Source organism: Plantibacter sp. CFBP 8798 (assembly GCF_014841195.1).
Taxonomy (GTDB): Bacteria; Actinomycetota; Actinomycetes; order Actinomycetales; family Microbacteriaceae; genus Plantibacter; species Plantibacter auratus.
This window is the reverse complement of the sequence record NZ_JACYTS010000001.1, coordinates 1,135,878-1,155,106: the sequence shown is the minus strand read 5'-3', so window position 1 is coordinate 1,155,106 and position 19,229 is coordinate 1,135,878. Positions and strand designations below refer to the sequence as shown.

The 19,229-nt window shown below is 70.5% G+C and carries 17 protein-coding genes; 7 read left to right on the top strand and 10 right to left on the bottom strand.

Annotation, left to right across the window (positions count from 1 at the left end; all coding sequences use genetic code 11):
* Window positions 1-40: 40 nt before the first annotated feature.
* From pip to recQ, 4 genes are all read right to left on the bottom strand, one after another.
* Window positions 41-1,000, bottom strand: a complete 960-nt coding sequence (gene pip / locus IFU30_RS05490; protein ID WP_079705114.1) for a prolyl aminopeptidase — start codon at window positions 998-1,000, stop codon at window positions 41-43.
* A 65-nt stretch (window positions 1,001-1,065) separates the two neighbouring features.
* Window positions 1,066-1,953 carry a KPN_02809 family neutral zinc metallopeptidase gene (gene ypfJ / locus IFU30_RS05485; protein ID WP_079705113.1) on the bottom strand — a complete coding sequence of 296 codons (888 nt, stop codon included), beginning with the start codon at window positions 1,951-1,953 and terminating at the stop codon, window positions 1,066-1,068.
* 90 nt (window positions 1,954-2,043) lie between these two features.
* On the bottom strand, window positions 2,044-4,125 hold the full coding sequence (locus IFU30_RS05480; protein ID WP_192004572.1) for an acyl-CoA dehydrogenase family protein: 2,082 nt from the start codon (window positions 4,123-4,125) through the stop codon (window positions 2,044-2,046).
* Window positions 4,126-4,286: 161 nt separating this feature from the next.
* Window positions 4,287-6,281: a DNA helicase RecQ gene (gene recQ, locus IFU30_RS05475; RefSeq protein WP_192004571.1), complete on the bottom strand. Its 1,995-nt coding sequence runs from the start codon at window positions 6,279-6,281 to the stop codon at window positions 4,287-4,289.
* Between the two features lie 208 nt (window positions 6,282-6,489).
* Between recQ and IFU30_RS05470 the strand changes: the two genes are divergently transcribed.
* Window positions 6,490-7,146, top strand: coding sequence for a fasciclin domain-containing protein (locus tag IFU30_RS05470; protein WP_192004570.1), 657 nt, complete (start codon window positions 6,490-6,492; stop codon window positions 7,144-7,146).
* 612 nt (window positions 7,147-7,758) lie between these two features.
* Here the strand turns inward: IFU30_RS05470 and IFU30_RS05465 are convergent.
* The 5 genes from IFU30_RS05465 to IFU30_RS05445 form a co-directional block, all read right to left on the bottom strand.
* Window positions 7,759-8,415, bottom strand: a complete 657-nt coding sequence (locus IFU30_RS05465; RefSeq protein ID WP_192004569.1) for a copper resistance CopC family protein — start codon at window positions 8,413-8,415, stop codon at window positions 7,759-7,761.
* Window positions 8,415-9,182 carry a YcnI family copper-binding membrane protein gene (locus IFU30_RS05460; RefSeq protein WP_124768700.1) on the bottom strand — a complete coding sequence of 256 codons (768 nt, stop codon included), beginning with the start codon at window positions 9,180-9,182 and terminating at the stop codon, window positions 8,415-8,417. The genes IFU30_RS05465 and IFU30_RS05460 overlap by 1 nt, the downstream gene beginning before the upstream one ends.
* A 142-nt stretch (window positions 9,183-9,324) precedes the next feature.
* Complete coding sequence (locus IFU30_RS05455; protein ID WP_192004568.1) at window positions 9,325-9,939, bottom strand: hypothetical protein; 615 nt, start codon at window positions 9,937-9,939, stop codon at window positions 9,325-9,327.
* 124 nt (window positions 9,940-10,063) lie between these two features.
* Complete coding sequence (locus IFU30_RS05450) at window positions 10,064-10,507, bottom strand: DUF3592 domain-containing protein (RefSeq protein ID WP_192004567.1); 444 nt, start codon at window positions 10,505-10,507, stop codon at window positions 10,064-10,066.
* Between the two features lie 47 nt (window positions 10,508-10,554).
* A complete protein-coding gene (locus tag IFU30_RS05445; RefSeq protein WP_079705105.1) occupies window positions 10,555-11,673 on the bottom strand; it encodes an AI-2E family transporter in 1,119 nt (372 codons plus the stop codon).
* Between the two features lie 118 nt (window positions 11,674-11,791).
* On the opposite strand from IFU30_RS05445, the gene IFU30_RS05440 reads away from it, so the two are divergent.
* The 5 genes from IFU30_RS05440 (at window position 11,792) to IFU30_RS05420 (ending at window position 17,152) form a co-directional block, all read left to right on the top strand.
* Entirely contained in the window at window positions 11,792-12,742 is a 951-nt protein-coding gene (locus IFU30_RS05440; protein WP_192004566.1) for a pirin family protein, read from the top strand.
* Between the two features lie 113 nt (window positions 12,743-12,855).
* Window positions 12,856-13,437 (top strand): ECF transporter S component, encoded by a 582-nt coding sequence (locus IFU30_RS05435; RefSeq protein ID WP_079705103.1) that lies wholly within the window; start codon window positions 12,856-12,858, stop codon window positions 13,435-13,437.
* A complete protein-coding gene (locus IFU30_RS05430; protein ID WP_192004565.1) occupies window positions 13,438-15,186 on the top strand; it encodes an energy-coupling factor transporter ATPase in 1,749 nt (582 codons plus the stop codon).
* On the top strand, window positions 15,183-16,013 hold the full coding sequence (locus tag IFU30_RS05425; RefSeq protein ID WP_192004564.1) for an energy-coupling factor transporter transmembrane component T family protein: 831 nt from the start codon (window positions 15,183-15,185) through the stop codon (window positions 16,011-16,013). The genes IFU30_RS05430 and IFU30_RS05425 overlap by 4 nt, the downstream gene beginning before the upstream one ends.
* A gap of 47 nt (window positions 16,014-16,060) precedes the next feature.
* A complete protein-coding gene (locus IFU30_RS05420; protein ID WP_192004563.1) occupies window positions 16,061-17,152 on the top strand; it encodes an Rv2578c family radical SAM protein in 1,092 nt (363 codons plus the stop codon).
* A gap of 9 nt (window positions 17,153-17,161) precedes the next feature.
* On the opposite strand, the gene IFU30_RS05415 is transcribed toward IFU30_RS05420, so the two are convergent.
* Window positions 17,162-17,584, bottom strand: coding sequence for a GNAT family acetyltransferase (locus IFU30_RS05415; protein ID WP_192004562.1), 423 nt, complete (start codon window positions 17,582-17,584; stop codon window positions 17,162-17,164).
* 99 nt (window positions 17,585-17,683) lie between these two features.
* Between IFU30_RS05415 and IFU30_RS05410 the strand changes: the two genes are divergently transcribed.
* Window positions 17,684-19,201 carry a carboxylesterase/lipase family protein gene (locus tag IFU30_RS05410; RefSeq protein WP_192004561.1) on the top strand — a complete coding sequence of 506 codons (1,518 nt, stop codon included), beginning with the start codon at window positions 17,684-17,686 and terminating at the stop codon, window positions 19,199-19,201.
* Window positions 19,202-19,229 lie beyond the last annotated feature (28 nt).

The window sequence follows — 19,229 nt, the reverse complement described above, 5'->3', positions numbered from 1 at the left end:
GAGCCTGTCGAAGGGCGTCGTCAGGGACCGGAGCAGCCCCTCAGTCCTTCGCGAAGCGGTCCGTCGCATCGATGAGTGCCGACAGGATGCCCGGCTCGTCGAAGGCGTGCCCCGCGTCGGGGACGATCGTGAAGTCCGCTTCCGGCCAGGCCCGGTGCAGGTCCCACGCGGTGAAGACCGGGGTGCACATGTCGTAGCGGCCCTGGACGATCACGCCGGGGACCCCGGCGAGTTTGCCGGCATCGCGGATGAGCTGCTCGGGTTCGAACCAGCCCTTGTTCGTGAAGAAGTGGTTCTCGATGCGCGCGAACGCCACCGCGAAGTGCGGGTCGGTGAACCGGGCGACGGTCTCCTCCTGCGGGAGCAGGGTGATCGTCGAGGACTCCCACCGCGACCAGGCGACCGCCGCCGGCCCGTGGACGGCCGGGTCCTCGTCGAACAGACGCCGGTGGTAGGCCTCGATGAGGTGGCGGCGCTCACCGACCGGGATCGGCTCGAGGTAGCCCTCCCACAGGTCGGGGAAGACCGCGGAGGCACCACCCTCGTAGAACCAGTCGAGCTCGGCGTCGCGCAGCGTGAAGATGCCCCGGAGCACGAGCTCGGTGACACGCTTCGTGTGCTTCTGCGCATACGCGAGCGCGAGCGTCGAGCCCCAGGACCCGCCGAACACCATCCAGCGCTTGATCTTCAGCGCCTTCCGGAGGACCTCGAGGTCGGCGACGAGGTGCCAGGTGGTGTTCGTCGACAGGTCGGCCGCCGGATCGCTCGCATGCGGGGTGCTCTTGCCGCAGCCGCGCTGGTCGACGAGGACGATGCGGTAGCGCTTCGGGTCGAAGAGCCGACGGTGGATCGGGCTCGTCGCGCCACCCGGGCCACCATGGAGGAACACGACGGGCTTGCCGTCGGGGTTGCCGGAGGTCTCCCAGTACAGCGACTGCCCGTCGCCGACGTCGAGCATGCCGGTCTCGTACGGCTCGATCTCGGGATACGGCTCACCCATACGGTCCACTTCCTCCTGTGTTCACGACACGTGTCTCATCTAGCATGCCGCACCCGGCACGCCGGTCAGAGCTGGTCGGCCGACACCGAGAAGGTGTCGCACGCGGACGGACCGGACTGGTAGCCGGTCATGAACCAGCGCTGCCGCTGCTCGGCCGAACCGTGGGTCCACGCCTCGGGGTTCACTTGGCCGGTCGCGGCCTCCTGGATACGGTCGTCACCGACGGCGGCCGCAGCGCTCAGGGCGTCGTCGATCTCCTGCTGGGTCACGGGCTTCAGGAAGGCGACCCCCTTCGCGTCCTCGGTGTCCGATGCCGCGGCGACCCACGCGCCGGCGAAGCAGTCGGCCTGGACCTCGATGCGGACGGAGTCGGAGGCCGGACCCGTACCGCTGCGGTCGGCGCGGTCCATGATGCCGGTGAGCGCCTGGATGTGGTGCCCCCACTCGTGGGCGACGACGTACATCTCGGCGAGCGGTCCGCCCGAGGCGCCGAAGCGGTCACGCAGTTCGGCGTAGAAGCTGGTGTCGATGTAGATGGTCTGGTCCGGCGGGCAGTAGAACGGGCCCGTGGCGCTCGTGGCGGCACCGCAACCCGTGTTCGTCTGCTGGTCGAAGATGATGAAGTCCGCCGGCGAGGTGTAGTCGGCGCCGAGCGCGGGCAGCTCCTCGGCCCAGTAGGCGTCGAGCGACGAGTAGGCACCGCCCATGCGGCAGTCGACGTTCGCGTTCGCGTCGGCACCGGTCTGGCATTCGTCGGAGAGCTGGCTCTCCTCCTGCTGGCCCCCGCCGATGCCGCCGCCGCCGAGGATGCCCGAGACGTCGACCCCGAGGAACTGCGAGATGAGCGCGATCACGATGACGCCGACCGCGCCGCCACCGACGGCGATGCCGGTCGTGCGGCCCCGTCGCTTGACCTTGTTCCCGCTGATGTCGGCGTTGTCGTTGAACGTCATGTCGGCACCCTATCGCGCGGCGCGAGGTGAGGCATATCGTCGCCGGACCCTTGCGCCGACGACGATCTGCCTCCCGTCAACCGCGCGTGGTCAGCGGGACTTCTTCGTGAGCGTCTTCTCGTCGACGGGTGCGTCGCCCGAGGCACGGAGCTCGGCGAAGTAGTCGGCGGCCTCCTGCTGGCGCTGCGCCTCCTGGCCGGTCACGATGGGTGCGCGCACATGCTCGGGGGCGAAGCCGAACGCTTCGACGAGGTCGAGGGCGTGCGGACGCAAGCGGGCGATGAGGCGGTCGACGTAGGCGCTGACGGCCTGGCCGCGCTGCGGGGAGAGGCGCCCGTGGATGAGGTACCAGGCAAGGTGCTTCTCGATGAGCGAGAGCCCGAAGAGGTCGTGCACCCAGGTCAGCACCTGCTTGGTGCCGGGGTCCTGGATCTGCTCGACACCCTCGGTGAACGCCTCCCACTGGAGGAGCTCGCCATGAGCGCGCGCCGCCTCGATGAGCTCGTTCTGGTGCGCGTTGAACAGGTCGGACGCGGCCTGCTTGGAGAGCTTGTTCGCTCCGCGCAGCTTCGTCGCGACCTCGGCGATCATCGACTCGACGCGCTCGGTCAGCAGCTCGCGCTGGACGTTCGTGTCGCGCAGCTGGCTCACCGAGCGTGCGGTGGACCCGAAGTCCTTCACGGTCTGCGCGAGGCTCCGGAGTCCACTGCTGTGCACGGCGCGGTCGGTCGCCTGCTCGACGACGTAGCGGGCGAGCGCACCGGCGTCGACCTTCGCGAACTTCCGGCTGTAGTCGGTGAGGAGGCGCTTCGCGACGAGCTGCAGCAACACGTTGTTGTCGCCCTCGAAGGTCGCGTAGACGTCGAGGTCGGCGCGCAGGCCGGTGAGGCGGTTCTCCGCGAGGAAGCCGTTGCCACCGCACGCCTCGCGCGCCTCCTGGAGCGTGTCGAGCGCGTGCCAGGTCGACAGCGGCTTGAGGGCCGCCGCGAGCGTCTCGAGGTCCTGACGGTCGTCGTCCGAGTCGGCCTTGCCGCTGAACACCTCGTCGAACTTCACGAGCAGTCGGTCGTGGGCGAAGATCTGCGCGTACGTCGTCGCGAGGCGCGGCAGGAGCCGGCGCTGGTGGCGCTGGTAGTCGAAGATGACCTCCTCCTGGGTGTCGCTGCCCGCGTTGAACTGCCGACGCTCACTGCCGTAGGTGATCGCGATCTGCAGGGCGAGGGCGGAGGCCGACGTCGCGGCTCCGTCAAGGGACACCCGGCCCTGGACGAGCGTGCCGAGCATGGTGAAGAAGCGACGCCCGGGGCTCGTGATGGGCGAGGAGTAGGTGCCGTCCTCGGCGACGTCGCCGTAGCGGTTGAGGAGGTTGGTGCGCGGCACGCGGACGCCGGTGAAGTGCAGCCGGCCGTTGTCGATGCCGTTGAGCCCACCCTTCAGGCCGTCGTCCTCGCCGCCGATCCCGGGAAGGAATGCGCCCTCGTCGTCGCGGATGGGCACGTAGAAGCAGTGCACGCCGTGGTTCACGCCGTTCGTGATGAGCTGCGCGAACAGGGTCGCCGCCTTGCCGTGCACGGCCGCGTTGCCGAGGTAGTCCTTCCACGCCGCGCGGAACGGGGTGTCGATGACGAACTCCTGGGTCTCCGGGTCGTACGTCGCGGTCGTCGCGATCGAGGCGACGTCGGAGCCGTGACCGGACTCCGTCATCGCGAATGCGCCGGGGACGTCGAGGTTCATCGCGCCGGGCAGGAACGCGTCGTGGTGCGGCTCGGTGCCGAGGTGCAGGATCGCCGCACCGAAGAGGCCCCACTGGACACCGGACTTGATCTGAAGGGACGGGTCGGCGAGGACGAGCTCCTCGAACCCGGCGATGTTGCCGCCGTGGTCGTCGGCGCCGCCGAGGCGCTTCGGGAAGGCCTTGAGCACCTGACCGTTCTCGACGAGGAGCTTCAGCTGGTGGAAGACGCGGTCGCGGTGGTCGTCCATCGACTGGCCCTCGATCCGCTGCATCTCGGGCTTGGCGGCGAGTGCGCGCGATGCGAGACGGGCCTCCGGCCAGGTGCCGAGCAGCTGGTGCGCGAGCGCCGGAACGTCGATCCGCGCGTCGGACGGCGCCACCTCGACCGTCGCTGCCGTGGTACCGCTGACGCTCGTCCGGATCGCTGTGTCGACCATCGCTGTGTCCTGCCTTTCACCCATGAAAACCTCCCACAATGGTAGGACTGTCATAACGATGGGTGAAAGCGCCTGTGGGATGTGGACAAGGGCCCGCCCCATCGTCGTCGATCGACTTGGTCCTCCCCCACAGCTGTCGCAGCTCGCTCCCAGGAGCGGCGTCAGGCGTTGGCGGCGACGACCTCGATGAGCGCCTGCCCGTAGGCGTCGAGCTTCTTCGCACCGATGCCGCTGATGCCGTCGAGCGCACCGAGCGAGTCGGGCTTCGCCGTCGCGACCTCGCGCAGCGTCGCGTCGCCGAAGACGATGTAGGCGGGGACGCCCTGCTCCTTCGCCACCCCGGCGCGCCAGGCACGCAGGGCCTGGAACAACTCGGCCGCGGCCGGCTCGAGCTCGGCGTTCGCGCTCGACGAGCGCGAGGACGACCTCGACGAGGAGCGGGCGGCACGTTCCGGCTCGCGACGCATGGCCACCGGTCGGTTCCCTGCGAGCACCTCGGCGCTCCCGTCGGTGAGGCCGAGCGTGCCGTACTCGCCGACGGTGGCCAGGAGGTCGCGTGCGAGCAACTGACGGACCACGCCGCGCCACTCCTGGTCGCTGAGGTCCTCGCCGATGCCGAAGGTCGCGAGTTCGTCGTGCCGCTGCTGGGCGACGCGGTCGGTCCGCTTGCCGCGGAGGATGTCGATGATCTGCCCCGCGCCGAAGGACTGGTTGCGCTCGCGCTTCAGGCGCACGATCGTCGAGAGGAGTTTCTGCGCCGGCACGGTGCCGTCCCAGGTGACCGGTGGTTCGAGGCAGGTGTCGCAGTTGCCGCACGGCGTGGAGGGCTGACCGAAGTAGCGCAGCAGGTTGACCCGGCGGCAGTCGACGGTCTCGCAGAGGGCCAGCATCGCGTCGAGGTGGGCGCTGAGGTTGCGCTGGTGCGCGAGGTCGCCCGGTGATTCCGCGATCATGCGCCGCTGCTGGACGACGTCCTGGAGTCCGTAGGCGAGCCAGGCGATGGACGGCTCGCCGTCGCGCCCCGCCCGGCCGGTCTCCTGGTAGTAGCCCTCGACGCTCTTCGGGAGGTCGACGTGGGCGACGAACCGGACGTCGGGCTTGTCGATGCCCATCCCGAAGGCGATGGTCGCGACGACCACGACACCGTCCTCGCGGAGGAAGCGGGACTGCGCAGCCGCTCGCACGGAGGCGTCGAGTCCGGCGTGGTACGCCACGGCGTCCACCCCGTTGTCGCGCAGGAGCTGCGCCGTCTGCTCCACCGTCTTGCGACTGAGGCAGTAGACGATCCCGGCGGTGCCGGCCGGCTGTTCCTTCACGAACGCGACGAGCTGCTTGCGGACCTCGTTCTTGCCGACGATCCGGTACTGGATGTTCGGGCGGTCGAAGCTTGAGACGAAGTGCTTCGCCTCGCCGAGATGGAGCCGCTGCGTGATCTCCTGGTGCGTCGCGTCGGTGGCGGTCGCGGTGAGCGCGATGCGCGGGACGTCGGGCCAGCGTTCGGCGAGCTCGCCGAGCATGAGGTAGTCGGGGCGGAAGTCGTGCCCCCACTGCGACACACAGTGCGCCTCGTCGATCGCGAGCAGGGCGATGGTGCCCTGGCCGAGGAACCGCCGGGTCGCCTCGGAGCTCAGGCGCTCGGGCGCGACGTAGAGGAGGTCGAGCTCGCCGGCGAGGTAGGCCTGTTCGACCCGCGAACGCTCAGCGGGATCCTGCGTCGAGTTGAGGAACGCGGCGCGGACGCCGACGGCGAGGAGCGCGTCGACCTGGTCCTGCATGAGGGCGATGAGCGGGGAGACGACGATGCCGGTGCCCGGTCGGAGTAGGGCGGGGATCTGGTAGCAGAGGCTCTTGCCCCCACCCGTCGGCATGAGGACGACCGCGTCGCCGCCGCCGGCGACCTGCTCGATGATCTGCTGCTGCTCGCCGCGGAACGCGTCGTACCCGAAGACGGTGTGGAGTGCCTCCTGCGCCGTGGCGAACTTCTGGCCGGCCGCACGGGCAGCCACCGGAGCCGCTGCGGGCGGAGCGGACCCGACCACTCCACTCCCCCACGCGACACCACCGCCGAGGTACGCGTCGTCGGGCGGTGGGGCGTCGAAGTCGTCGGGAGCGTCCGCGTCGTCCGGGATCCAGTCGGGTTCGGTGCTCCAGCTCATCCGTCGATCGTAGCCGCAGCAGCTGACACCCCGGTGCCCCTCCACAGGAACGGATCCGAAGAATTTCGCTCCTCTTAATGCGCGACCCCATCCGACACGCGATCGGATCTTTTTCCAAACCACCCCCGTGGGGGCTCCGAAGTGTCATCGAGGGCCGGTTCTGAGAGGCACTCGACAACCGGTCCAAACCTCATCAAAGGAGAATCACATGCGTACCATCAAGCGAAACCACATGGCAGTGCTCGCACTCGCCGCCGTCGCGACCTTCGGCCTCGCAGCCTGTTCCAGCGGCTCCAGCTCCGACAGCGGTTCCTCGATGGAGCCGAGCTCCGCTCCCACCGAGTCGATGGCTGCAGACCCCGCAGCGGACCTCGTCGGCTCGGGCTGCGCCGCCTACGCTGACGCCGTCCCGGACGGTGCTGGCTCCGTCGCCGGCATGTCGGCCGACCCGGTCGCCGTCGCCGCGTCCAACAACCCGCTGCTGACCACGCTCACCGCTGCGGTCTCCGGCCAGCTGAACCCCGACGTCAACCTCGTCGACACGCTGAACGGCTCCGAGTTCACCGTCTTCGCCCCGGTCGACGACGCGTTCAAGAAGATCGACGCCGCGACGATCGACAGCCTCAAGACGCCCGAGGGTGCCGCGATGCTGACCTCGATCCTCACGTACCACGTGGTCCCCGGCCAGATCGCTCCGTCCGACATCGACGGTGAGCAGACCACCGTCGAGGGTGGAACCGTCAAGGTCGAGGGCTCGGGTGACAACATCACCGTCAACGGTGCCAAGGTCATCTGCGGTGGCGTCAAGACCGCCAACGCGACCGTGTACCTCATCGACTCGGTGCTGATGCCGCCGGCAAAGTAGCCGACCGCGGGTTCACCCGCACGCTACACCGGTAACAATCGAACAGCCCCGTCATCCTCTCCAGGATGGCGGGGCTGTTCCGTTGTGTCGGGACCGGGACCCGCTCGCCCGACCACCCCCGGTCACTGAGCCTGTCGAAGTGCCCCCGAAGCACCTCGCCAGCCGAGGACACCATCGACCGGACCGCCCTTCGACAAGCTCAGGGACCGAAGCGTGTCACCTCCCCCGGTCACTGAGCCTGTCGAAGTGCCCACGAAGCACCTCGCCATCCGAGGACACCATCGACCGGACCGCCCTTCGACAAGCTCAGGGACCGAAGCGTGTCACCTCCACCGGTCACTGAGCCTGTCGAAGTGCCCACGAAGCACCTCGCCATCCGAGGACACCATCGACCGGACCGCCCTTCGACAAGCTCAGGGACCGAAGCGTGTTACCTCCACCGGTCACTGAGCCTGTCGAAGTGCCCACGAAGCACCTCGCCGTCCGAGGACACCATCGACCGGACTGCCCTTCGACAAGCTCAGGGACCGAACGGGGTGGCGCTCAGGGAACGCACGGGGTGCCGGCCCAGGACCGGACGGGGTGCGGCTCAGGGACCGGAACGGGCGCGGCTCAGGGCGCGGAGGTGTCCGTGCCCTGGTCGTCCGAGGTCGGCTCCGGCTTCCGCCGGGTCACGAGCAGCACGCCGATGCCGGCGATCAGGACGACGCCGATCGCGCCGACGATCCACCACACATCGCCACTGAGCCCGCCAGCGGACGACTCCGGCTCGACACCGCCCGCCTCCGACGAGGGCTCGACCGTGGAGGCACCGCTCGTCGCGCACGCGGGCTTCGCACTCCCCGCGGCGAGTTCCTGGCCCTCGGCCGGCGCCCACTCGAAGGTGTAGCTGCCCGACAGCGGGTGGCCGTCGGTCGAGACGAGCTGCCAGACGACGGTGTACTCACCGGCTTGCCCGAGCTGCAGCGGCATGACGAGCGCAGGGCCGTTCACGGCTGCGCACGCGGTGCCGTAGTAGAGCCGCTCGTCGCCGGGACCGGTCACCTGGATCTGGTTGGACTGGCCGGCATCCCCGAGGTCGAGCAGGTTGTCGTTCGTCGTGATGACGAGTTGCTCCGGCTGTTCGGTGATCGTCGAGCCCTCGGCCGGCGTCGTCGAGATGATGCTGTTGTGCGCTGAGGCCGGCTGAGCCACGGCGAGCACCGCCGCGACCGCGAGGAACGCGGTCGCAGCGGTGCCGACGAGACGGCGACGACGGGAGACCGTCATCAGGCCTGGCGCTTCGCGTCGGACGCTGCGCGGCGTGCGGAGGCAGCGATGACGATGCCGGCGGCGCCGACGACGAGACCGGCGATGCCGAGCACGCGGCCCAGCACGTCGGTGGTGCCGGCGTCGGTCGAGGCAGCGGCCTCAGTGTGGTCGCCGTCGCCGTCGTCGTCCATGGCAGCACCACCGTGGTGGTCGCCGGCCTCGGCAGCGGTCACGACCACGACCGGCGCCGGTGACTCGAGGTCGTCCTCGGTCTGACCGTCCTTCGCGACGTCGGTCCAGTCGGTCTGGCCGACCTCGCACGTCTGCGTCACGGGGAAGACGAGCGTCTTGCCCTCGGCGTCGGCCGGCAGCTGGACCTGGAAGGAGACGGTGTCGCGGTAGCCGTCGGCGAGGGGCGTCTTGGCCGTGTAGACGACCGTGCCGACGCGCTCGGCGAGCTGCTCACCGTGACTGTCGGTGATGGGCTTCGCGAGCGGGGCCATCTGCTTGTCGATGGTCCAGTTCGGGTTGACCGTCGGCGTCACGGCGTTGATCTCCTCGGGGATCTCGAAGGAGAGGCTCGTCGTGGGCGAGCCGTCGCAGCCGTGACCGACGGCGAAGCTCAGCACCGTGTAGGAGCCGGCGGCCGTGGAGGTCGGCGTGACGCTGACGTGGGCGCTGGCGGCGAGCGGTGCGCCGACCGCGAGGAGCGCGCCGGCGCCGATGGCGATGGCACCGAGTACGGCGGGCTTGCGGAAGGTGGGGCGGGGGGTGGTTGCGTTCATGATCGTCCTGTCGACTGCTCCGCACGGCGTCGAGCGTGCGGAAAGGGGATGGTCACGCCGGATGGCGCGCCGAAGGGTGCTGCTGCGTCGGGGCCGACCGGCCACGCACGGCACCCGTCCCGGTCGGAGGGTGGTGCGTCGGTCAGGCGGCGGCGAACGCCGGCGGACCGCGGTGTCGCAGGTGGAGCAGGACCACCCCGAGGTTGCGGGGACGACGGTTGACGCGGACCCAGCGCACCCGGCGGGGCGCGGGGACGAGGTGCGTCTGTGCGGCACGGCGGGCGAGGATCCGGACGGTCAGCGCGGCGAGCGCGGCGAGCGTCGCGCGTTCGGCGAACAGGATGGCTGCGATGGTCGCGACGGCCGCGACGAGGTGCGCCGCCCACATCGTGGTGTCGCCGTGGGTGTGCGCCGCGGTGACGCCGCCGGACGCGAGTTCGACGACCCCGTGCCGGTGCCAGTTCGCGGGGCCGGTCGCACCGCCGGATGCGACCGTGGCACTGACGGTGCTCGGGACGAGGGTGAAGAGCGCGTGGTAGCCGAGCTGGCTCACGAGCACGGAGGCGACGACCCCGAGTGCGGTGATGCGGCGGCCGGCGAGGAGGACGCAGACCAGGACGGCGAAGGTGCCGCCGACCAGGAGGACGAACGCAGACGGTGCGGCGGCCCCGCCGATCGTGTGCGAGAGGGCTGCGGCGAAGGTGGCGAACGCGGCTGCGGCGGTGCCGCGGGCGACACGGGCCCACCGTTCCGTCATGCGATGCCTCCGGGAGAGCGAGCGGACCAGGTGTCCACGCTCGTGCACACAGCCTACCCGAGCGTCGCCCTTCGACAGGCTCAGGGACCGGGGAGGGGGTGGTCAGGCACCAGGGAGCGGGCGCTCAGGCCCCGGTGTCGGCGACGAACAGCAGCACGATCGAGGCGATGGAGCAGACGACGCCGATGCCGAAGGTCACTCCGAAGAGCAGCCGGAGCGCCCTCGTGTGATCGGCCGTCCGGCGGAAGCGTGCGCGCGACGGTTCCCGGCGGGCGTAGAAGACGTTCGGCTCCTCGGGGTCGCGGAGGGAGTCGAACTCCGCATCCGTGACGGGTCGTGAGTACAGCTCGGCCGCCTCGGTCATCCAGCGGACCTCGCGCCCCGGACCTCGATCGACGTCCCCGCCGCCCGCGTCTTCCGGCAGATCCACGATGACCCCGTGCGTCTCGACCCAGCTGCCGTCCGCGGCCCGCGCGATGAGCATGACGAGCAGCACGACGACGGCGCTGCCGAAGCCGATCCAGGTGAAGACCTCGAAGACGAGGCCGAGGAGATCGTGGGGGTCCACGATCACATGCTATCCGGCGGGCGGACCCACGACCCGGACGGCCTCCCTCAGACGGACTCGGGTCGCTTCTGCCGCATGGGCTCGGCCGGCTGGTCCGGACCGTTCCAGACGCCGATGATGCCCCACGCGACCGCGGCGATCGGGACGGCGAGGACCGCGCCGACGATGCCGCCGAGGATGGTGCCGGCGGTCAGGGCGAGGAGGACGACGAGGGCGTGCAGCTTGAGCGAGCGTGCCATGACGACGGGCTGGAGGAAGTTGCCCTCGAGCTGGTTCACGAGCACGACGATGCCGACGACGATGAGGGCGGCGACCGGACCGTTGGCGACGAGCGCGACGAGGGCCGCGAGGATGCCGGCGGCGGTCGCACCGACGATCGGGATGAAGGCGGTCAGGAACACGATGACGCTGAGCGGCAGCGCGAGCGGGACCCCGATGATCGCGAGGCCGATGCCGATGCCGATCGCGTCGACGGCCGCGATCGTGGCGGTGCCGCGCACGTACCCGCCGAGGGTGTCCACCGTCTTGCCGCCGATGCGCTTGGCGCGGTCGTACGCGGTTCCGGTGAAGGGACGGAGCAGGAACTCCCAGAGCCGCGGTCCGTCCTTGAGGAAGAAGAACAGGACGACGACCATGAGCACCAGGCCGGTGAGGAAGCTCGCCGTCGCGGAGACGCCGGCGAGCGCCCCGCTGCCGAACTGGCTCGAGGTGAGGAAGTCGACCGCGGTCTGCTTGGCGTCCTCGATCTGCTTCTCGTCGATGTCGAACGGCAGGGTGCCGAGCCAGTCCTGCAGCTGCCCGAAGCCCTTCGAGGCGGAGTCGACGAGGTCGTCCCACTGGCTGCGAACGGCCCAGACGATGAGCCATCCGATGCCGCCGAGGACGACGAGGATCGAAACGAGGGCGATCCAGGTGGCGAGGATCGACGGGAGCCCCTTCGACCGCATCCACCGCATGAGCGGGTAGATCGCCGAGGCGAGGATGAGTGCGATGACGACGGGGATCATCACGAGGGAGAGCTGGGTCAGCGCGAAGACGATCAGTGCGGCGACCGCGACGATGGCGAGCGTCTGGATGCTCCGGGTCGCGAACGTGCCGATGCGGTCGTGCCAGAGGCCGCGGGCAAGCGGTTCCGGTGCGTCCTCATGCTTGTCGAACAGGCCCATGGGATCCCCAATCTCGGCAGCGGCGGAGCCGGACGGGCCCCGCGCCCAGTCAACCACGTCGGTGCGGGCCGAGGTCAGGCCGAGCGGGAGTAGCGTTGTCCGTGATAAGGAGGCGCTCATGACGAGACTCGACGCCGACCCGGCGCCCAGCGTCTGCCATGCACCCGACGGATCCGGGACGAGACTCCTCGAGGCCCGCGAGGTCCCCCTCGGCGGCGTCCGCGGCCTGAGCGTCCATCGCACCCTCCCGCAGCGCGAGCTGCCGATGATCGGCGCCTGGTGCTTCCTCGACCGCTTCGACGAGGACCGCTCGCTGATGCGTGTGCTGCCGCATCCGCACACCGGCCTGCAGACCGTGACGTGGCCGCTCGTCGGCGACATCCGCCACCGCGACAGCGTGGGCAGCGACGTGGTCGTCCGCCCGGGCGAGCTCAACCTCATGACGAGCGGTCGAGGCGTGTCGCACTCCGAGTTCTCGGTGGGCGAGGAGGCGGCCGCCATGCACGGCCTCCAGCTGTGGGTGGCGCTCCCGGAGGCCGCCGCCCAGGTGCCGGCCGCGTTCGAGCAGCACACGGACCTGCCCGTCCACCGCGCTCCAGGCTTGGAGGCGACCGTCCTCATCGGCACGCTGGGCGGCGTGACGTCGACCGCGACCGTCCACTCGCCCCTGCTCGGTGCCGACGTGACGATCGAGGCCGACACCGTCGTCGAGGTGCCGGTGGATCCGTCCTTCGAGCACGGCGTCCTGGTGATCGACGGGGCGCTCGAGGTCGGCGGCGTCGAACTCGGCTCCGGCCCGTTGCTCTACCTGGCGCCCGGGTGCGATCGCCTCGAGCTCCGGAGCGCGACCGGTGCCCGCTTCGTGCTCCTCGGAGGGACGCCGTTCCCGGAGGAGCTGGTCATGTGGTGGAACTTCGTCGGTCGCAGCCACGAGGACATCGCGTCCGCCCGGGAGGACTGGGAGGCGGGGTCGCCGCGCTTCGGGTCGGTCGCCGGCCACGGCACGGACCGCATCCCGGCGCCGCCCTTGCCGAACGTCCGTCTGACCCCGCGCCGGCGCTCGATCTGATCGCCCGGACGAGGCGCTCGGGACCCCGTTCCGAGCGATGTCCACCGGCGTCTCGACGGGCTGATAAAGGATAGGCTGTCCTCAGGAGATCGGCTGCTCGTGAAGGTGGGCTCATGCAACGTCTGAGTACGCGACTGCTGCTGACCTGCGCCGCCATCGGCGTCGGCGGCGGCCTCGTCTTCGTCGTCTCCGGGTATGTCGGCGGCACGATCTCCGCGACCGCCCCCGTGCTCTACGGCCTCATCATCGGCGTGTACTTCCTGCCGGGCGTCGTCTCGCAGGCGCTCCTCCGACGTGGTGGCGTGGCCCTCATGACCGGGCTCACCGCCGGCCTCGTCTCAGCGGCGTTCAGCCCGCAGTGGTTCTTCCGGTACTTCGGCACCGGCCTCGCGATCGGGCTCCTGCAGGAGATACCCTTCGCCGTGTCGCGTTACCGCGTCTGGAGGGCCTGGGTCTTCTACCTGGCAGCGGGCATCGCCGGACTCGTCTTCGGCGGCTCCGTGCTCGTCGTCCTCGGGATCGAGCACTTCGCGCCCCTCGCCCAGACGGTCTACATCGCGCTCTTCGTCCTCAGCCCGATCGCCTTCACCGCGCTCGGGCGGGCGGTCGCTGCGGCCCTCGCGAGAGCCGGTGTGGGGCGGTCCATCGCGAAACCCCTGCAGCGCGACCGCGGCTCGGCCGGCACGCGGGCCTGAGTGGACCCCGTACCGCCGACGCACCCCGCCACCGTCGTCCGGCGGGTGCGCATCCGCCACGACGAGCGTGAGGAGTGGACCCCGGACGACGTGTCGTTCCAGGTCGCACCCGGTGAGGTTGTCCTCCTGCTCGGGCCGAGCGGCTCGGGGAAGTCGACGCTCGCGCTTGCCCTCAACGGCCTCGTCCCCCACGCCGTCCCGGCCGAGTTCGAGGGTGCTGTGGTCACCGGCGGGCTCGACACGGCCACCTCGACGGTCGCGCAGCTGAGCGAGCACGTGGCGATGGTGTTCCAGGACCCCGACGCGCAGATCGTCACCGGAACGGTCCTCGACGAGGTGTGCTTCGGCCCGGAGAACCTCCTGCTCCCCGTCGAGGAGGTGCTGTCCCGCGCCGAACGCGCGCTCCGGCAGGTCGCGCTCTGGGAGCGCCGGGCCGAGAACCCCGACCGGCTCTCAGGCGGAGGCCGACAGCGACTCGCGATCGCCTGCGCCCTGGCCATGGGGAGCGACCTCCTCGTCCTCGACGAGCCGACGGCGAACCTCGATCCGGCCGGGATCGAGGAGGTCTACGCCGCCCTCCGCTCACTCGCCTCCGGACCCGACGGCGCCGGGAAGCGGCATGCGATCCTGCTCGTCGAGCACAACCTCGACGCCGCCATCGACCTCGTCGACCGGGTCGTCGTCCTCGATCGTGACGGGCGGCTCGCCTTCGACGGCCCGACCCGCGACATCCTGCTCGGCCACCTCGACGAACTGCTCGCGATGGGTGTCTGGCTCCCGATCGCGACGCTCGCGGCCCTGCGACTGCGGGAGGGCGGTGTCCTGCTGCCGGCCCTCCCCCTGACACCTGCCGAGCTGACCGCAGCACTCGACGCGACCGCACTGCCGGCGCTGCCGACAGCACCCGCCGCCCCGGTCACCGCCGAGCGGTCGGTGGCGGTCCGCGTCGACCGGCTCAGTGTCGAACGCGGTCGCGGCCGCCGGCGCACCCCGATCCTCCACGAGGTGAGCCTCGAGGTCGGGACGGGCGACTTCCTCGCGGTGATCGGGACGAACGGTGCCGGCAAGACGACCCTGCTCCAGGCGATCGCCGGGGTGGTCCGTCCTCCACGAGGGCGCATCGACGTCGGCGGGATCGACCCGGGGCGCAGCGACGTCCGGACGATCGCGGCGCACATCGGCTTCGTCTTCCAGAACCCCGAGCACCAGTTCATCACCCACACCGTCCACGATGAACTCGCGCACGGCCTGCGGATCCGGGGCGTCGACGACACCGAGATCGAGCGGCGCGTCGACGACCTGCTGCGGCGGTTCGGCCTGGAATCCGCACGCGACGTGCATCCGTTCCTGCTGTCCGGCGGCCAGAAGCGCCGGCTGTCCGTCGGGAGCGCCCTCATCGCCGGAGCTCCGGTGCTCGCGCTCGACGAGCCGACCTTCGGTCAGGACCGGGCGCGGGCGAACGAGCTCCTGGACCTCCTCGCCGGACTCAACGCGCAGGGCACCACGGTCGTCGTCGTGACCCACGACCTCCAGCTCGTCGCCGATCACGCGAGTCACGTCGCGGTGATGGCCGGTGGTCGCCTACTCGCCCACGACACGACCGCCGCGGTCCTCGGCGACGACGAGCTCCTGCGCCGCGCGGGGCTCCGCCCACCACCGCTCGCCCAGGCGATGCGCTCGCTGGAGAACCACCCCGACTGGCGCCACCTGTCGAGACTCGACGACCTGCCCGGGGCGGCCGCCCGATGAGCGCCTCGACGATCGACCCGTACGCCTCGGGCACGGCACCGGCCGGTCGATTCCTGTACCGGTTGAACCCGCTCGCGAAGCTCGGCGCTCCGCTCCCGGTGATGATCCTGCTCGCGTTCACGAGGGACCCCGTCACGCCGGCGCTCTTCATCGCCCTCGCGGTCGTGGTCATCCTCGTCGGGGCCCGACTCACGCGGACGGTCGCCCTCCTGCTCTTCGTGGCGCTGCCGCTGCTCGTCTCGATCATGTCGTTCAGCTTCGGCCTGTGGACCGACCCGAGCCGCGTCGACCAGTCCGTCCTGCTGTTCCAGGTCGGCGACTACCGGTTCTTCCTCGGGGCGCTGCTCGTCGGCCTCGCAACGGCACTGCGACTCGCGGCCCTCCTCCTCCTCGCCTGCATCGGCGGCCTCACCTCGACCGGTCCTGAGTTCGTGCGCGCGATGATCCAGCAGCTGCACGTGCCCTACCGGATCGGGTACACGGCGCTCGCCGCCTACCGGTTCGTGCCGCGGTTCGGGCACGAGCTGGAGGTCATCCGTTCCGCCCACCGGGTCCGCGGCATGGCCGAGGGTCGCGGACCGATCGCCGCCGTCCGCCGGGCCGCCGGCACCGTCGTGCCGCTGCTGGCCGGTGCCATCCGTCACGCGGAGCGGGTCGCGCTCGCCATGGACTCCCGCGCGTTCGGCGCCCATCCGCAGCGGACGGAGCGGACCCGCATCCCGTTCCGCACCCGAGACTGGTGCTTCATGGTCGCCTTCTGGCTCGTGAGCGCCGCTCTCCTGTGGTGCACCCTCACCGCCGGTCCGGGTCCCGTCATCCGGAACTGATCGTCCGGAGTCACCCGCAGCACTCGAACGTATGTTCTAATGGAGGCATGCGGTGGAGCGGACAGGAACTCGGGGTTGAGACGACGTCGGCGCTGCCGGGCCTCGCGAAGCTGAACAACCTCGTGCGCAGCGTCCAGACGCCCGAGTTCGCCGGGATCACCTTCCACGAGGTGCTCGCGAAGTCCGCACTCAACCGCGTGCCCGGCCAGTCCGTGATGCCGTTCGGGTGGACCATCAACCCCTATCGGGGCTGCTCCCATGCCTGCGTGTACTGCTTCGCCCGACCGACGCATTCGTACCTGGACCTCGATGCCGGGAAGGACTTCGACTCGCAGCTCATCGTCAAGGTGAACGTCGCCGAGGTCCTCGAGAAGGAGCTCGCGAAGGCGAGCTGGGGCAGGCACCCGGTGGCACTCGGCACGAACACCGACCCGTACCAGCGCGCCGAGGGCAAGTACCGCCTCATGCCGGGGATCATCAAGGCCCTCGCCGACTCGGGAACCCCGTTCTCGATCCTGACGAAGGGCACGCTGCTCCGGCGCGACCTGCCCCTCCTGGCCGAGGTCGCTGAGCGCGTGCCGGTCGACCTCGCCATGTCGATCGCCATCTACGACGACGAGCTGCAGCAGTCGATCGAGCCCGGCACCCCGACGGCGGCGGCCAGACTCGCGACCGTCCGCGCCGCTGCCGACCTCGGCTTCGACGTCGGGGTCTTCATGATGCCGATCCTCCCCTACCTGACCGACACCGTCGACCACCTCGACCTCGCCCTGTCGCGCATCCGCGAGGCCGGCGCGAGCACCGTCCTCTTCTCGACCCTGTACCTGAAGGCCGGCGTCAAACCCTGGTTCATGCAGTGGCTGTCGCGGGAGCACCCCGAGCTCGTCGAGCGGTATACCTCGATGTACGCCGACGGCGCCTACGCCCCGAAGGAGTACCGGAAGTGGCTGGCAGCGCGCATCCGCCCGATGATCCGCGACCACGGGCTCGAGCGCGGCACCGAGGACCCGGCCACCGGGGGTGTCCGCTCGTCGGCGCTCGGCATGTTGCGCGACGGGTACGGCGAGCGGGCCGAGCTGCGGAAGCGCGCCCCGGAGTTCGTCACGACCGGCCTACAGGTCCAGCCGACCCTCTTCTGACCCGGAGCCTCAGGCGTCGGGGATGAGCCGCTTGCTGAGCAGCGCGACCTCGTCGGTGCCGTACCCGAGCGCCTCGTAGAACCCGATCACCCGGTCGTTGCCCGTCCGGACCATGAGGTTGATCTTCGGGCACCCGAGTCCGATGAGCAGGCGCTCGGCCTCGGCCATGAGCCCCCGACCGAGTCCACCACCCTGCTGGGCCGGCGACACCGCCAGGTAGTGCACCCATCCGCGGTGGCCGTCGTACCCCACCATCGCGGTGCCGACGACGGCACCGACGGCATCCACCGCGACGAGGAACAGCTCGGGCTGCGTCGTCGACTTGCGCTCGATGTCCTTCGCCGGGTCGTTCCACGGTCGTGTGAGCCCCACGGTGTGCCAGAGGGCGATGACGGCGTCGGTGTCGGCTGGGGTGAACGGACGGATCTGCATCGTTCCAGTCTTCCGCACCCGTCTCCCGTCCGATGCACAGGCGCGCGTACGACCACCGTCGATACAGTTGGTCACCCGAGCATCGACGAACGGACGCGTATGAGCATCGACCCTGGGCTGGAACCGGCCGACGACGACACCCGGTCGGACGACCAGCCCACGCCGATCACCGTCGACACCGGCAGCGGCCCGGTCACCGGACGCAGTGCGGGCGGTGTCTCCAGCTTCCTCGGCATCCCGTATGCGGCGGCGCCGTTCGGCGACGACCGGTTCCGCCTCCCCCAGCCGGTCGAGCCCTGGGACGAGCCGCGGGACGCGACCCGGCCCGGCGCCACCGCACCGCAGGCCCCGTATGCCGGCGCGGTCGGCGACCTCCTCTCCACGGTGACCGTGCCGGGGAACGAGATCCTCAACGTCAACGTGTGGACACCGACTGAGCCGTCGACCGCCCTGCGCCCGGTGATGGTCTGGATCCACGGAGGCTCGTTCGTCCACGGCTCGAACGCGCTGGACGCCTACGACGGCACCGCATTCGCTCGCGACGGCGTCGTCCTCGTCTCCGTCAACTACCGTCTCGGGTCCGAGGGGTTCTCGGTGCTCGACGACGTCCCGCTGAACCTCGGCATCGCCGACCAACTGGCGGCCCTGACCTGGGTCCAGGACGAGATCGCCCGGTTCGGCGGCGACCCCGACAACGTCACCGTGTTCGGCGAGTCCGCGGGCGGCGCCTCGGTGGCGACGCTCCTCACCCACCCGGACGCTCCAGCCGTGATGCGCCGGGCGATCATCCAGAGCGGGCCACTGGAGGCGCAGACGCGCGAGCGGGCGGGCCGCATCTCGAAGCTCATGGCGAAGGATCTGGGGGTCCCCACCACCCGAACAGGCTTCCGACGTGTTCCACCGGAGGGGCTCGTGGCCGCGCAGGAGCGGGCCATGGCGGGCGGCAACCCGCTGAACGGCGGCGCCGGCTTCGCGGTCGCGACAGCCGCACCACTCGTACCGGACAGTCCGTTCGACGCGTTGCTCGCCGGACGGGCGGCCGGCATCCCCGTCCTCATCGGCAGCACGACGGAGGAGTACCGACTGTGGTTCGTTCCGACGGGACTCCTCCCGACGATCAAACGCGTCCATCTGCTCGCGGCACGCCTCAAGCTCGGGATCCCCGCGGCGACGGTCCGCACCTTCCGACGGAACCGTCCGAAGGCCTCGACCGGGGAGATCCTCGGTGCGATGGCGACGGACGTCCTGTTGCGCGCGCCACTCAACCGGGTCGCCGACGCGCGTGCAGCCGCGGGTGCGGACACGTGGGTGTACGAGTTCGCTTGGCGGAGCCCCGTCGGCGAGGACGGGCACGGTGCCCTCGGAGCCGCCCACGCGATGGAGATCGGCTTCGTGTTCGACCACCTCGACTCGCCGGAGGCCGTCCGGATGGCGGGCCCCTCGGCGCCGCAGTCGCTCGCGACCGCGATGCACGACGCCTGGGTCGCGTTCGCGAAGGCGGGCGACCCGGGCTGGCAGCGTTGGGACGCCACGCGCCCGGTCCGGACCTTCGACGGAGTCGACGACGCCGTCGTCCTCGCGCCGCGCGACGACGAACGCGCGGCCCTCACCCCCTGACACGCGAGAACGCCCGCCGAGCGTGAGC